Below are 13,390 nucleotides of genomic sequence, written 5' to 3'. Positions count from 1 at the left end.
TCAGGCTGCCTGGCAAAACCGGTTACGGTTTTTTCTTACCTGCACCAAGCTCGGCACCGGTAAGCGGATCGGCATTGGGGTCGGATTTCGTGCGTGCGCACATCGCTTTGACCAGCGTTTCCTGCTCTGTAGTGAGCGTTACGCTTGCGCCGCCGTCGCCGCCATCGACCGCTGGCTGAGGAGATTCCACGTAGTCGAAGTGCTTATCGCTGTTCCAGCTGCCGCGAACTTCTCCCCCCTCAGACATATTGTAGTACTTGTTGGTGTACTCTTCGATTGGCGGCAATTTACCCGGTGGGAAATTGTTACGAATCGACTGGAGCGCCTTCTCAAACGAGAGCTGGTGTGCTGCCTCACGCGTCATTAAAAACGCCAGCGCATCTTTAACACCCGGATCGTCCGTTACGTTAATAAGCCGTTCGTAGATAATTTTGGCGCGCGCCTCGGCCGCTATGTTAGAGCGCAGATCCGCGGTCGGTTCGCCAATGGTATCCACGTACGCCGCCGTCCACGGTACGCCTGCGGAGTTAGTAAGCGGAGTACCGCCGCCGTAGAGCAGGGAGGTGATATGACTGTCGTTGCCGTTCTCGGACATGGAGCGGTACAGTTCCGCTTCATTTTCAACGCCTTCCGCCAGTTCGCCTTTCGCACCCTTATTGAGCATACCCACCAGGGTGCCGATAATTTCCAGGTGACTTAACTCCTCGGTCGCGATATCCATCAGCATATCTTTACGACCGGGATCGTCGTCGCTTAATCCTTGCGTAAAGTAACGACATGCCGCGGCAAGTTCGCCCTGTGGCCCGCCAAACTGCTCAAGCAGAAGATTGGCCAGGCCCGGATTCGGTTCGGCTACGCGTACCGTGTATTGCAGCTGTTTTACGTGTCGAAACATACATTCTCCCTATTTCGTTATTTTTTCGCTTCAACGCCGTCCGCGTCGGAGCGCAGCAGGAACTGTTCCGTCGTTTGTGGAATATGCTGGAGCAGCCAGTCTGCCATCTGGCGCTCTTCTTCCAGAATGGATTCAAGGGCTGGAATGGAGGCGGTATCGCCTGCTTGTTTGGCCGCAGCCAGCAGAGAGGTGTAGCAGGCAATTTCAAACTGCTCAAAAACGTAGCCGCTGATGGAGCCTTTAACAATTTCGTCGGAAGGGAACATGCCGCCAATGGACTGGCCGAGCGCCGCCATTTTGCTCATGGAATCTTTTATGACCGAACGGGAAATATCATTGCGGTCGAGAATTTCTTCCAGCACGGTAATTTGGTGTTTAGTTTCATTAACGTGTTGTTCAATTCGTGCACGTAAGTCGGGATAATTATCAATACGGCTGGCCATTGATTCCAGCATGGATTCGGCTTGCTTTTCCATCGCATGGGCATCGCGTAGCCAATCATGGTAGTGTTCTACATGATTCATAATTAACTCCTGTGATTTATTTTCTGGTTAATTTTTGGTGCTGATGCTCATCAGATATTAATTATCCTTTCTGGGCTTTTTGATTAATATTACCGACAGCCAGATCGGTTAATTTGAGATCGGTTTCTTTTTCTTCTTCCAGCGTTTCGGCAAGAAGTTTAACGGCTTTTTTATAGCCTAATTGTTCAGCCAGGGTGGCCAGGGTGCCGTAGCTGGCAATTTCGTAATGTTCAACTTTCTGAGCTGCGGCAATTAATGCAGCGTCACGCACTTCATTTTTCTCAGTGCTCTCAATAACTTCGTTGGCTTCTTCAATTAAGCCTTCCATCGCAACGCATTTCATGCGCTTCAGTTTGAGGCCGGATTCCTGCTCAATAATCTGATCGATACGTTCGATCTGTCCCTGCGTCTCTTCGAGGTGAGCCGTGAACGCGGCACTCAGCTTCTCGCTGGATGCGGCGCGAGCTAATTTGCTTAGCGCGCGGGTCAGCTGCTTCTCAGCGCTGTAGGTGTCGGATAACAGGTGAATAAATACATCTTCAACAGTTTTCATATTCATATTTTCGCTCCAGTGAAATAAAGGGAAGGTACTGCGAGCCGACGGGCCCGCAGCATACTCTCGGTATATTTATAAGAGCTTTAAATAAGATCAGGAGTTATCAGATTTACGGCCTCCGCCGTGACTGCTCTGTCCCCCTTTCTTACCCGCTTCAGATGCGCGTTGCGGATCGTTTTTGAAATTACCGCCGCTGTGCTGGCCGCCTTTACGTCCAGCTTCTGATGCCTTTTCACGGTCTTCAGCGAAATTACCGGAACCACCACGATGTTGCTCTGCCATATATCAACCCTCATGTTGCGTTTATGTCAGGAGATACGATAAGTAATTCGTATCAGTTGTCGTTCAGAAATTAACATTAGTCGTTATGTGAGAAGAGTCAAATTTCTTGTCTGGGTTGTTTTACGGTAATTTTGCAGGGAATGAAGAAATACCGCTTCGTTACGAGTTTTAAAAACGAATGGGAAATCCATCAGTTAGATGAAAATAAAACCGGAGGTTAAGATTGCGCTTAGCTAATAATCCTAATGTGAACGTGGCGGGAATTATTACAAGAATTGACACAGCGCAAAAATATATCTTCGCAACGGGTCTTCTTGTATTCGGAATAATCCTATGAACGTGACGAAGTCATGCGCTGAAAAGAGTGTGGCTAAACCTCGTTTTTGACGTGGTCAGGTGGATCGGGTGAGGGTATGCTTCTTTTGTCACCACAATAATTACAGAGGCAATGTCATGGATCAGGAGCTACTGGATGCGGGGTACCGGGCCTATACCGGTGAGAAAATCGATGTCTACTTCAACACCGGGATCTGCAAACACTCGGGCAACTGCGTGCGCGGCAGCGCGAAGCTGTTCGATCTGAAGCGTAAACCGTGGATCGCGCCGGATGAAGTAGATGCAGAAACGGCTATGCGCGTAATTGATACCTGCCCGAGCGGCGCGCTGAAGTACCGCCAAAAATAAGTGAGGAACCATGGAAATTCTTGAAGGCCATAACAAGTTTTACGTCAACGACGCCGAAGGCAATCAGGTAGCGGAGATCGTCTTTGTCCCGACCGGCGAGCATCTGAGCATCATTGAGCACACCGATGTGGATCCGAGCCTGAAAGGGCAGGGTGTGGGTAAACAGCTGGTGGCGAAGGTGGTAGAGAAGATGCGCGGTGAGAATCGTAAAATTATCCCGCTGTGTCCATTTGCGAAGCATGAGTTTGATAATACGCGGGAGTATGACGATATTCGGGCGTAAAACAGATGCCCGGCATTGCGCCGGGCAGCATACTCAACCCACAAACATCACCGACACACACAGCACACCCACAATCAGCGTCAGCAGGTTACCGATGGAGCGGTACGGTTTTAATGACGGGATCAGATACGTCGACAGCGTCGGCATGATGAACAGGATCATGGCGATAAGCGGACCGCTGATGGCATAAATCATTGAGATCGCATTCGGGTTGATGCAGCAGACCGCAAAGGTAATCAGCGACACGCCGAGAATCGAAATCGCGCGGTTAAAGGCGCGGCTTTTCTTCACACCCACCTGATTCAGCGACGATTTCACAATTTCCGTTGCCCCTTCAATCACGCCAAAATAGGTGCCGAGGAACGATTTCGACATCGCAATAATCGCCACGATAATGCCGGAAATGCCCAGCCATGCCGGGGAGGAAGGCATCATCGACAGCGCGGACAGGATCGTCACCCCTTCCTCTTTTGCCGCCACGATATACGACGGTGGAATCGAAAGCAGGCAACTGAACACAAAGAACAGCACGCTGAGGCAGATGATCAGGTACGCCACTTTCATGATTTTTTTGCATTTACCCATCGCCTCTTCACCGTATTTCTCGCGACGGTCTACGGCGAAGGTCGAGATGATCGGAGTATGGCTAAAAGCGAAAACCATTACCGGGATCGAAATCCATACCTGGTGCAGCGTATGCTGGTCGAAGGCCATCTGGCTGGTCAGCAGCGACGGCTGCCAGCTGCCCGTCAGATACAGCGAGACAAACAGAAAATAGGCGATCAGCGGAAAGACAAGGAAACCCATCACCTTAATGGTGATGTGCCGGCCCATCAGGAAGATCAGATTCAAAATCAGCACCACGCCAAAGCTCACCAGCATCCGCATGCCGGTATCCACCGTCATCCGTTTCGCCAGCTGTTCAGTGAGTGAGTTGGTTATCGCCACCGCGTAAATCAGAACTACCACAAAGAAGGCCACAAAATAGAGCGTGGTGATCAGGTTGCCGATCTTTTTGCCGTAGTAATGGGAAACGGCACCGGTGATCCCTTCGTTGCCTTTCGTCTTCGACGACAGAATAAATTGCGCCAGCGCTTTATGCGGCCAGTAGGTTAAGGGATACGCCACAAGGGCGGTGATCAGCAGGACAATCGCGCCAGCAGAGCCGAGCTGAATGGGCAAGAACAGGGTTCCTGCGCCCACGGCAGTGCCGTAGAGGGCGAAACTCCAGAGAGTCTCTTCTTTTGACCAAATTTTCGACATTAGAGCAACGTATCAACTATAAAACGAACAAAAAGGAGTGCAATTTACCATAATTATGCGTTGAGGTCGCCGTTGCTTCGCAGGGGGCGGGCCGGAGCAGGTCTCCGGCCGGAAGGTTATTCGCTTGCCAGGGCGCGTCGTTGCTGGCGGCGCTTGATGATTTTCTCCCGCAGGGTGTCGTACGCCCAGTTGTAGAGCATGGTGTACGGCAGGAAGAACAGAAAGAAACCAATTTCCAGGGTAAAAGCCTGGAGCAGCGTCACGCCCAGCACGGCGGCAACGATGGTTACGCCAATCACAATAAAGCCGCATTCAAAACCCAGGGCATGCAGGGCGCGCACTTTCGCCGTGCGCTTCACCCGCTGGACGGGCCAGAAACGGTCGAAGCCAAAGTTATAGATAATGTTCCAGAGCATTGCCGTGGTCGCCAGAATAATGGTAAGACCCCCCATTTCAACCACCGAGCGCTGCATTAGCCACGCGGCCGTCGGGGCGAGGATCGCCGTGGCAATGCCTTCAAAACAGACGGCATGGAAGATCCGCTCCGGCAATTTACGTTGAAGTGCATCCTGATGTTGCATATTTACCTCATATAGACGCCAGTATGGGCGTTGATGCCGCCTATTCTTATCGTTTAAGGTGATATATAAAAGATGGTATCCATCGATAAAGTAGATACATCATGCGTTACTCTCCCGAAGCACTGACCGCGTTTGTTGAAACTGTCGCCGCAGGTTCGTTTTCTGCTGCGGCACGGCGGCTGCGTAAAAGCCAGTCCACCATCAGCACCTCCATTGCCAACCTTGAAGCTGACCTTGGCTTTGAGCTGTTCGATCGCTCGGCGCGTCATCCGGTATTAACCGCCCAGGGTGAACAGGTGCTGGGCTATGTCCAGTCGATACTCGCCGCCAGCGCGCGCCTGGATGAGCTGGCCGTATCTTTAACCGCGCAAACGGAGGCGCGTTTTACCTTTGTTCTCTCCGATACGCTTAACCCGGCCGTGCTGGAAGAGATGATGAGCCAGTTCGACCAGCGTTTTCCGCACACGGAATTTGAGTGCCTGATTGGAGAAGAGGAGGACGTGATCGATCTGCTGCAAAAGGAGCGGGCGCAAATTGGCCTGACGGAAGCGCGCGACAGCTACCCGACCGATATTGGCGCGACCCGTCTGCCTATGCAGACGCGGATGGCCATCTACGTTTCTGCCGGACATCCTCTGGCAGGGCAACATGAGACGCAGGCGGACGAGCTGCATGGCTGGCGCGAGCTGCGGTTGAGCACCTATCTTGAACGGGAAGCGCCCCTTTCGCGCGGGCCGGTCTGGTCTGCGCCGAATTATCTGTTACTGCTGAGCATGGCGGTACAGGGCTTTGGCTGGTGCGCGTTACCCTGCGCGCTGGTCGACGAATTTGCCGCGTCGAAATCGCTGGTGCAGCTGAACGTGCCGGGCTGGCCGAGGTCGATTGCCATCGATCTGGTATGGAACAAACGAACCCCGCCCGGCGTCGCCGGAAGCTGGCTGCGCCAGTACTTGCAGGACGCACGATAATCCTGTGACTAAACTCACTAATTTTAAACATTTGCGTCAATTGTTGATAACAATCCTCTACTATCGTCATGTCATTTTGCACAGAGGTCGTGATGAAAGATGTCGTTATAGTGGGTGCGTTACGTACGGCTATCGGCTGTTTTCAGGGAGCGCTTGCGCGTCACTCTGCGGTTGATCTTGGCAGCGTGGTGGTAAGAGCGCTGGTGGAACGCAGCGGGATTGCCGCACATGAAATTGATGAGGTGATCCTGGGCCAGGTGCTGACCGCTGGCGCGGGACAAAACCCTGCGCGTCAGGCGGCGCTGAAGGGCGGACTGCCTAATACCGTTTCGGCAATTACCATTAACGACGTCTGTGGTTCAGGTTTGAAAGCGCTCCATCTTGCAACGCAGGCCATCCAGTGTGGTGAAGCGGATGTGGTCATTGCCGGCGGGCAGGAGAATATGAGCCGCGCCCCGCATGTCCTGACCGACAGCCGGACCGGCGCGCAGCTCGGGAACAGTCAGCTGCTTGACAGCCTGGTTCACGACGGGCTGTGGGACGCCTTCAACGACTACCATATGGGCGTAACGGCGGAAAACCTGGCGCGGGAATACGGTATCAGCCGCGAGCTTCAGGATGCATATGCCCTCAGCTCACAGCAAAAAGCGCGTGCAGCGATCGACTCCGGGCGTTTTCGCGATGAAATTGTCCCGGTCAGTACCCAGCGCCAGAACGGTGAAGCGCTCATCGTCGATACCGACGAGCAGCCGCGCACCGATGCCAGCGCAGAAGGGCTGGCAAAACTCGATCCGGCCTTTGAAATGCTCGGTTCCGTAACGGCAGGCAACGCCTCATCCATTAACGACGGTGCGGCGGCGGTGATGATGATGAGTGAAAGCAAAGCCCAGGAGCTGGCGCTGCCGGTGCTGGCGCGGATCAAAGCGTTTGCCAGCGTGGGCGTTGATCCCGCGTTAATGGGGATCGCCCCGGTCTATGCCACGCGCCGCTGCCTGGAGCGGGCGGGCTGGGAGCTGAACGATGTGGATCTGATTGAGGTCAACGAAGCTTTTGCTGCACAGGCGATCTCGGTCGGGAAAATGCTGGAATGGGATCCGCTGCGGGTCAACGTCAACGGCGGAGCCATCGCGCTGGGCCATCCCATTGGCGCCTCCGGCTGCCGCATTCTGGTGTCGCTGGTCCACGAAATGAAAAAGCGTAACGCCCGAAAAGGGATCGCAACGCTCTGTATTGGCGGGGGGCAGGGGGTGGCCCTGGCTATCGAACGGTAATTTCTCCCTCTGCGCACAGAAAACCTCCCACGGGAGGTTTTTTTGTGTCCGCAGAATCCTTTTTTAACACTTATGCGTTCTTTCTGAAGCCCGCAATAATTATTGCGCGGTTAATTATTTGCTTTGTGAAGTGCTTAATGTGATCTCACGCCTGAAATTTACGGTTAATACCCTTTTTTTGTTGATGGGGTTCACGTCAATCTTTGCCAAAAAAAATGAAACAAATAATTTCGATCCTTGTCACTAAAATAACGGTGCATAAAAAATAAACTCAAGTTTCATAAAAACGAAACGTTATTTTAATTGAGGGTTTTTTCATGTTTAAGAAATCTCTGCTCCTTGCTTCCCTTATTAGTGCCTCTTTTGCGGCTAGCGCCGTTACCGTCGATCTGCGTCACGAATATATTGACAGCGGCTCGAATGCCGACCGTGTTGCCGTCTCGCACCGCTTTGATAATGGCTTTGGTTTTTCAGTCGAGGCGAAGTGGAAATCAGGCGGGGACAAGGCAGATCAGCCATTCGCGGATGTAGTGGGGAACGGTCACGAAGATCAGATTAGCTGGCGCTGGAAAGCGACAGACAATATCGCCCTGACCCCTGCGTTTACGATTGAAAGCACAGACAGTCGCACCATTTATAAACCGAATCTGCATGTGCAATATAGCTTCGATAATGGCTTCTACGTGGCTGCGCGTTACCGTTACGAATATACCCGCTACCCGTCAAGCTCAAATAAGGACGACGATAAAGTTAACCGTGGCGATGCGTGGGTCGGTTGGGTATTAGGTGACTGGCGTACCGAGCTGAACTATGTTTACGCGAAAAGTTCTGAAGGCGTGGCCCGAAATAACAATAAAGATTATTCCAACGAATATAACGCCAAGCTGGCCTACAAATGGGATAAAAACTGGGCGCCATATGTGGAGGTGGGCAACGTGGGGGTTAAAGACACGGACGAACGCCAGACCCGTTTCCGTTTAGGCGTGGCGTACTCCTTCTGATAATTTATCTTCTTCGCTAAAACTGCCGGGTGGTGCTTCGCTTACCCGGCCTACACCTTCCTTCCACTCCGTCGTTTCGTATGTCGCGCAATCACCCAAAAAAAAGCCCTCCGAATCGGAGGGCAAGGCCAGTTACAGAAACACTAACTCAAGTCAGGCATGCAACATTTCAGGTTGCTCAGGGAGTTTCGCGATATAGAGGGCCGGTTTGCCGTCTTTATCGGAACTGTACAGCACCGCTTTTTCGTCCGGCGTGAAGGACGGATGCGGGTGGGTTACCTGGCGGCTGTTCGCCACCGTAGCCCATGAGGTGTCATGACGGGCGATGCGGTAACAGGCTTTCTTCGCCACGTCAAAGGCATACAGATAAGGATCGTTATCAATGGTGTAGCCGCCGGTGTCTTTCACATCGACAGGCGTACCGGAGCCGTCGCCAACCAGCAGGGTGCCGTCGACGTTGCTCATCAGGTGCGAACAGGCGGGCATGTTCATTACCGCTTCATTCACGCCGGTGTCCGGGTTGAAGCGGGAGATGGTGCGCCCTTGCTGACCTTTCAGGTAAGAAACGTAGATCAGCGCGGACCCGTCCGGCACCCAAAATTCATGTGTACAGCTTTCACCTTCCGCGTGCGTTTTCACTTTCCGCACGTTGCTGCCATCTTCGTTCACCAGCCACATGCGGGCGTCGACCAGGTCGTGCGGCCCTTCATGACAGAAGGCCACGGTATTGTCATCGAACGGGCGATATATCGGATGTCCCAGCCAGATCTTCTCGTCATGAATGGTGGTGCTTTCACCCGTTTTCAGATCAACGCGCAGCAGGCGGCAGTGCGGCCCTTTGTGGAAGAAGTCGTGGAAAATTTTCCAGTCGTTGAGTGGCGTCCAGTCGCGTCTGGCAATCTCAATACCCACCAGTTTGGTGCAGTCGCTGTTCGCGACCCAGGTGCCGTAGCCGACCCACTCTTCCGGGACGCGGTACACTTCGCGCTCTGCCAGCGTCTGTAAATCCACCTCCAGCAGGGTGCGATCGTTCTTCACATAGTAGAGGGATTTATCGTCCGGAGAGAGGAACCCGCCAAAGGTGTTATCGCCCGCGCCTTCGGTCAACTGTACCGCTTCGGCGTTTTTCAGATCCAACAGGTAATAGTTCCAGTGACCGTCGAACTCCCCGGCGAACAGCAGGTGGCTGCCATCGTTAAAGAAGCACTTCTGGTAAAAGTAGTTGCGATGACAGGTTACTTCCGGTGGGGTCAGGCGGGTGACTTCCACGCCTGTATCCGGATCGCGGCTGACCTCATAGTTCAGCTTGACCCGCATACCTTTAGCCATAATGCACTCCTTTGAACGCGTAATGTAGGTTGAAAACTAGGTGATAAATTATCAAAACGTTGTTTCATTATGTGTGATTGACAGCGCACTTTCTCAGTTTCATTAACCAGAATGAGGGTCTAAAAGATTTATCGTGATCGAAACACCATTTCTGGCATAAACAAGCAGAAAAAATGAAACGTTGTTTTAAATGCAATTGAAAACCCCGTGGTCAGGGGATAATATGTGTTCATCACGAAAACGGAACGTTGTTTCGTTAATTATCTTTGCCTTCGGGCACGATCAATTCTGGAGGTTTACGTGGACGTCAGACAAAGCATCCACAGTGCGCACGCTAAAACGCTGGATACTCAGGGGCTGCGCAGTGAGTTTTTAGTTGAGCAAGTGTTCGAAGCCGACAAGTACACCATGGTCTACAGCCATATTGACCGCATTATTGTGGGCGGGATTATGCCGGTGGCGAAAACCGTCTCCGTGGGCGGTGAAGTGGGCAAACAGCTGGGCGTGAGCTACTTCCTCGAACGCCGTGAACTGGGCGTGATTAACATCGGCGGGCCGGGCACCATTACCGTTGATGGCCAGTGCTACGAAATTGGTCACCGCGACGCGCTGTACGTCGGCAAAGGGGCGAAAGAAGTGGTGTTCGCCAGCATTGATGGCAGCAAACCGGCGAAGTTTTACTACAACTGCGCCCCGGCTCATACGACTTACCCCACCAAAAAAGTCACGCCAGCGGATGTTGCCCCGGTGACCCTTGGCGATAACCTCACCAGCAACCGTCGCACTATCAACAAGTACTTTGTGCCGGATGTGCTGGAAACCTGTCAGCTCAGCATGGGGCTGACCGAGCTTGCGCCAGGCAACCTTTGGAACACCATGCCGTGCCATACCCACGAGCGCCGCATGGAGGTCTACTTCTATTTCAACATGGATGAAGACGCCTGCGTGTTCCACATGATGGGGCAGCCGCAGGAGACGCGCCATATCGTTATGCACAATGAGCAGGCGGTCATTTCGCCGAGCTGGTCCATCCACTCTGGTGTGGGAACGAAAGCCTATACCTTTATCTGGGGTATGGTCGGTGAAAACCAGGTCTTCGATGACATGGACCACGTCGCTGTTAAGGATCTGCGCTAGTCGCAGGCAGTTAAGTATATATCTGCCTGTTGCTGACAGGCGCTGAACGATTAAGGAATAAACATGATTCTGGATGCATTTTCTCTGCAAGGTAAAGTGGCTGTGGTTTCCGGTTGTGACACCGGGCTGGGGCAGGGTATGGCGTTAGGTCTGGCTGAAGCGGGCTGCGATATCGTCGGGATTAACATCGTTGAGCCAACGGAAACCATCGAGCGCGTTACCGCACTGGGCCGCCGTTTCCTGAGCCTGACCGCGGACCTGCGCAAAATCGATGCGATCCCTGAGCTGCTGGATCGCGCGGTGGCGGAGTTTGGGCATATCGATATTCTGGTCAACAACGCCGGCCTCATCCGTCGTGAAGACGCGATTAACTTCAGCGAAACGGACTGGGACGACGTGATGAACCTGAACATCAAGAGCGTGTTCTTTATGTCCCAGGCGGCTGCGAAGCACTTCATCGCCCAGGGGAAAGGGGGCAAGATCATCAATATTGCCTCCATGCTCTCTTTCCAGGGCGGCATCCGCGTGCCGTCTTACACCGCATCGAAGAGTGCCGTGATGGGCGTGACCCGTCTGCTGGCGAACGAGTGGGCGCAGCACAACATCAACGTCAACGCGATTGCGCCGGGCTACATGGCCACCAACAATACCCAGCAGCTGCGTGCGGATGAAGAGCGCAGCGCGGCAATCCTGGAGCGTATTCCAGCGGGTCGCTGGGGTCTGCCGAGCGATCTGATGGGCCCGGTTGTGTTCCTGGCGTCCCCGGCTTCGGATTATATTAACGGCTACACCGTTGCCGTTGACGGCGGCTGGCTGGCACGATAATTCACCCCGAATAAAGAACCTCTGCCCTCGGGTGGAGGTTTTTTTTGCGCCAAAATTGGCTTTATCCATATCCTTAAAGATGAAAAATCCATACTGAAAAGGAATGAATGACAGGTATCACACATTTATTGCTTAAATATTAAATAATTAATAAAAAATAAGGTTAAACCACCCTGATTTGAAATTGTAATGTCCATCACAGATCGGTATGTCGTAGCGAAATAATCCATATCTTCACCAGTTCCGGCCTGACACTTTCTTCCGGTATCTCGTAATTTCACTTAACGAATTTTGCTGTTGAGGCAGGAAAAATATGACATCTATAAATGACTCTACCCTGATGCCCGCCGCGTTGCGCGATACCCGACGCATGAATCAGTTCGTCTCTATTGCGGCAGCCGTGGCCGGTTTGCTGTTTGGTCTGGATATCGGCGTTATCGCTGGCGCACTGCCCTTTATTACCGACCACTTTACGTTAAGCAACCGCCTGCAAGAGTGGGTGGTGAGCAGCATGATGCTGGGTGCGGCCATCGGCGCACTGTTTAACGGCTGGCTGTCGTTCCGTCTCGGGCGCAAATACAGCCTGATGGTCGGGGCGATCCTGTTTGTTGCCGGTTCCCTTGGCTCGGCGTTTGCCACCAACGTTGAAGTGCTGCTGCTCTCCCGCGTGCTGCTGGGCGTGGCGGTGGGTATCGCGTCCTACACCGCGCCGCTTTACCTCTCCGAAATGGCGAGCGAAAACGTGCGCGGGAAGATGATCAGCATGTACCAGCTGATGGTGACGCTCGGTATCGTGCTGGCGTTCCTGTCGGATACATACTTCAGCTACAGCGGCAACTGGCGGGCAATGCTTGGCGTGCTGGCGCTGCCTGCGGTGCTGCTGATTGTGTTAGTCATTTTCCTGCCGAACAGCCCGCGCTGGCTGGCGCAAAAAGGGCGTCACGTGGAGGCGGAAGAGGTGCTGCGCATGCTGCGCGACACGTCTGAAAAAGCGCGTGAAGAGCTGAACGAAATCCGCGAAAGCCTGAAGCTGAAGCAGGGCGGCTGGTCCCTGTTTAAGGCGAACCGCAACGTGCGCCGCGCGGTGTTCCTCGGCATGCTGTTACAGGCAATGCAGCAGTTCACGGGGATGAACATCATCATGTATTACGCCCCACGCATCTTTAAAATGGCCGGTTTTACCACCACCGAACAGCAGATGATCGCCACGCTGGTGGTGGGGCTGACCTTTATGTTCGCCACCTTTATCGCGGTCTTCACCGTTGATAAGGCCGGACGTAAACCGGCCCTGAAAATTGGCTTTAGCGTGATGGCGCTCGGCACCTTAATACTCGGCTACTGCCTGATGCAGTTCGATAACGGCACGGCGTCAAGCGGCCTCTCCTGGCTCTCCGTCGGCATGACCATGATGTGCATCGCCGGTTACGCGATGAGTGCCGCGCCGGTGGTGTGGATCCTGTGCTCTGAAATTCAGCCGCTGAAATGCCGTGACTTTGGTATCACCTGTTCCACCACCACCAACTGGGTGTCGAACATGATTATTGGCGCGACCTTCCTGACGCTGCTGGATGCGATTGGCGCGGCAGGCACCTTCTGGCTCTATACGGTGCTGAACGTGGCGTTTATCGGCGTGACCTTCTGGCTGATTCCGGAAACCAAAGGCGTGACCCTGGAGCATATTGAACGCAAGCTGATGAGAGGGGAGAAACTACGTAATATCGGCGTGTAATGTCATTGCCCGGTGGCGCTTCGCTTACCGGGCCTACGATAGCCTGTAGGCCGGGTAAGGCG

15 protein-coding genes are annotated in these 13,390 nt (G+C 53.4%); 8 read left to right on the top strand and 7 right to left on the bottom strand.

Annotation, left to right across the window (positions count from 1 at the left end; all coding sequences use genetic code 11):
* Positions 1–22 precede the first annotated feature (22 nt).
* From RS584_RS18910 to RS584_RS18895, 4 genes are all read right to left on the bottom strand, one after another.
* Positions 23–895, bottom strand: a complete 873-nt coding sequence (locus RS584_RS18910; protein ID WP_315748454.1) for a manganese catalase family protein — start codon at positions 893–895, stop codon at positions 23–25.
* A 17-nt stretch (positions 896–912) separates the two neighbouring features.
* Positions 913–1,419: a ferritin-like domain-containing protein gene (locus RS584_RS18905; protein WP_017382870.1), complete on the bottom strand. Its 507-nt coding sequence runs from the start codon at positions 1,417–1,419 to the stop codon at positions 913–915.
* A gap of 61 nt (positions 1,420–1,480) precedes the next feature.
* Positions 1,481–1,978 carry a ferritin-like domain-containing protein gene (locus tag RS584_RS18900; protein WP_003862851.1) on the bottom strand — a complete coding sequence of 166 codons (498 nt, stop codon included), beginning with the start codon at positions 1,976–1,978 and terminating at the stop codon, positions 1,481–1,483.
* A 90-nt stretch (positions 1,979–2,068) separates the two neighbouring features.
* The gene (locus RS584_RS18895; protein ID WP_015571775.1) at positions 2,069–2,257 is read right to left on the bottom strand and encodes a general stress protein; all 189 of its coding nucleotides are present in this window, start codon (positions 2,255–2,257) and stop codon (positions 2,069–2,071) included.
* Between the two features lie 453 nt (positions 2,258–2,710).
* On the opposite strand from RS584_RS18895, the gene yjdI reads away from it, so the two are divergent.
* Both yjdI and RS584_RS18885 read left to right on the top strand, forming a co-directional pair.
* Entirely contained in the window at positions 2,711–2,941 is a 231-nt protein-coding gene (gene yjdI / locus RS584_RS18890; RefSeq protein WP_033487615.1) for a 4Fe-4S mono-cluster protein YjdI, read from the top strand.
* Positions 2,942–2,951: 10 nt separating this feature from the next.
* Entirely contained in the window at positions 2,952–3,224 is a 273-nt protein-coding gene (locus RS584_RS18885; RefSeq protein WP_003862848.1) for a GNAT family N-acetyltransferase, read from the top strand.
* A gap of 33 nt (positions 3,225–3,257) precedes the next feature.
* Here the strand turns inward: RS584_RS18885 and RS584_RS18880 are convergent, their stop codons facing one another.
* Together RS584_RS18880 and RS584_RS18875 are read right to left on the bottom strand one after the other, a co-directional pair.
* Positions 3,258–4,487 carry an amino acid permease gene (locus RS584_RS18880; RefSeq protein WP_015571773.1) on the bottom strand — a complete coding sequence of 410 codons (1,230 nt, stop codon included), beginning with the start codon at positions 4,485–4,487 and terminating at the stop codon, positions 3,258–3,260.
* Between the two features lie 116 nt (positions 4,488–4,603).
* Positions 4,604–5,068 (bottom strand): multidrug/biocide efflux PACE transporter, encoded by a 465-nt coding sequence (locus RS584_RS18875; RefSeq protein WP_022651793.1) that lies wholly within the window; start codon positions 5,066–5,068, stop codon positions 4,604–4,606.
* A gap of 101 nt (positions 5,069–5,169) precedes the next feature.
* Between RS584_RS18875 and RS584_RS18870 the strand changes: the two genes are divergently transcribed.
* From RS584_RS18870 to RS584_RS18860, 3 genes are all read left to right on the top strand, one after another.
* On the top strand, positions 5,170–6,036 hold the full coding sequence (locus RS584_RS18870) for a LysR family transcriptional regulator (RefSeq protein ID WP_015571771.1): 867 nt from the start codon (positions 5,170–5,172) through the stop codon (positions 6,034–6,036).
* A 92-nt stretch (positions 6,037–6,128) separates the two neighbouring features.
* Positions 6,129–7,307 (top strand): acetyl-CoA C-acetyltransferase, encoded by a 1,179-nt coding sequence (locus RS584_RS18865; protein ID WP_315748451.1) that lies wholly within the window; start codon positions 6,129–6,131, stop codon positions 7,305–7,307.
* 317 nt (positions 7,308–7,624) lie between these two features.
* Positions 7,625–8,308 carry an oligogalacturonate-specific porin KdgM family protein gene (locus RS584_RS18860; protein WP_003862842.1) on the top strand — a complete coding sequence of 228 codons (684 nt, stop codon included), beginning with the start codon at positions 7,625–7,627 and terminating at the stop codon, positions 8,306–8,308.
* A 153-nt stretch (positions 8,309–8,461) separates the two neighbouring features.
* Here RS584_RS18860 and RS584_RS18855 read toward each other — a convergent pair whose 3' ends face one another.
* Positions 8,462–9,637, bottom strand: coding sequence for an oligogalacturonate lyase family protein (locus RS584_RS18855; RefSeq protein WP_033487612.1), 1,176 nt, complete (start codon positions 9,635–9,637; stop codon positions 8,462–8,464).
* A gap of 300 nt (positions 9,638–9,937) precedes the next feature.
* On the opposite strand from RS584_RS18855, the gene kduI reads away from it, so the two are divergent.
* The 3 genes from kduI to RS584_RS18840 all read left to right on the top strand — a co-directional run bounded on the left by kduI (position 9,938) and on the right by RS584_RS18840 (position 13,328).
* Positions 9,938–10,774, top strand: coding sequence for a 5-dehydro-4-deoxy-D-glucuronate isomerase (kduI, locus tag RS584_RS18850; protein WP_017382863.1), 837 nt, complete (start codon positions 9,938–9,940; stop codon positions 10,772–10,774).
* A gap of 63 nt (positions 10,775–10,837) precedes the next feature.
* A complete protein-coding gene (kduD, locus tag RS584_RS18845) occupies positions 10,838–11,599 on the top strand; it encodes a 2-dehydro-3-deoxy-D-gluconate 5-dehydrogenase KduD (protein ID WP_003862835.1) in 762 nt (253 codons plus the stop codon).
* A gap of 313 nt (positions 11,600–11,912) precedes the next feature.
* Complete coding sequence (locus tag RS584_RS18840; protein ID WP_315748450.1) at positions 11,913–13,328, top strand: sugar porter family MFS transporter; 1,416 nt, start codon at positions 11,913–11,915, stop codon at positions 13,326–13,328.
* Positions 13,329–13,390 lie beyond the last annotated feature (62 nt).

It is taken from the genome of Enterobacter sp. DTU_2021_1002640_1_SI_PRY_ASU_LCPMC_013 (assembly GCF_032389435.1).
Taxonomy (GTDB): domain Bacteria; phylum Pseudomonadota; class Gammaproteobacteria; order Enterobacterales; family Enterobacteriaceae; genus Enterobacter; species Enterobacter hormaechei_C.
The sequence above is the reverse complement of the archived record's forward strand: the minus strand, read 5'-3'. Positions and strand labels throughout refer to the sequence as shown.

Coding starts and splice junctions, on each gene's coding strand:
- RS584_RS18910 (WP_315748454.1), bottom strand. CDS start 895: ATGTTTCGACACGTAAAACAGCTGCAATACACGGTACGCGTAGCCGAA.
- RS584_RS18905 (WP_017382870.1), bottom strand. CDS start 1,419: ATGAATCATGTAGAACACTACCATGATTGGCTACGCGATGCCCATGCG.
- RS584_RS18900 (WP_003862851.1), bottom strand. CDS start 1,978: ATGAATATGAAAACTGTTGAAGATGTATTTATTCACCTGTTATCCGAC.
- RS584_RS18895 (WP_015571775.1), bottom strand. CDS start 2,257: ATGGCAGAGCAACATCGTGGTGGTTCCGGTAATTTCGCTGAAGACCGT.
- yjdI (WP_033487615.1), top strand. CDS start 2,711: ATGGATCAGGAGCTACTGGATGCGGGGTACCGGGCCTATACCGGTGAG.
- RS584_RS18885 (WP_003862848.1), top strand. CDS start 2,952: ATGGAAATTCTTGAAGGCCATAACAAGTTTTACGTCAACGACGCCGAA.
- RS584_RS18880 (WP_015571773.1), bottom strand. CDS start 4,487: ATGTCGAAAATTTGGTCAAAAGAAGAGACTCTCTGGAGTTTCGCCCTC.
- RS584_RS18875 (WP_022651793.1), bottom strand. CDS start 5,068: ATGCAACATCAGGATGCACTTCAACGTAAATTGCCGGAGCGGATCTTC.
- RS584_RS18870 (WP_015571771.1), top strand. CDS start 5,170: ATGCGTTACTCTCCCGAAGCACTGACCGCGTTTGTTGAAACTGTCGCC.
- RS584_RS18865 (WP_315748451.1), top strand. CDS start 6,129: ATGAAAGATGTCGTTATAGTGGGTGCGTTACGTACGGCTATCGGCTGT.
- RS584_RS18860 (WP_003862842.1), top strand. CDS start 7,625: ATGTTTAAGAAATCTCTGCTCCTTGCTTCCCTTATTAGTGCCTCTTTT.
- RS584_RS18855 (WP_033487612.1), bottom strand. CDS start 9,637: ATGGCTAAAGGTATGCGGGTCAAGCTGAACTATGAGGTCAGCCGCGAT.
- kduD (WP_003862835.1), top strand. CDS start 10,838: ATGATTCTGGATGCATTTTCTCTGCAAGGTAAAGTGGCTGTGGTTTCC.
- RS584_RS18840 (WP_315748450.1), top strand. CDS start 11,913: ATGACATCTATAAATGACTCTACCCTGATGCCCGCCGCGTTGCGCGAT.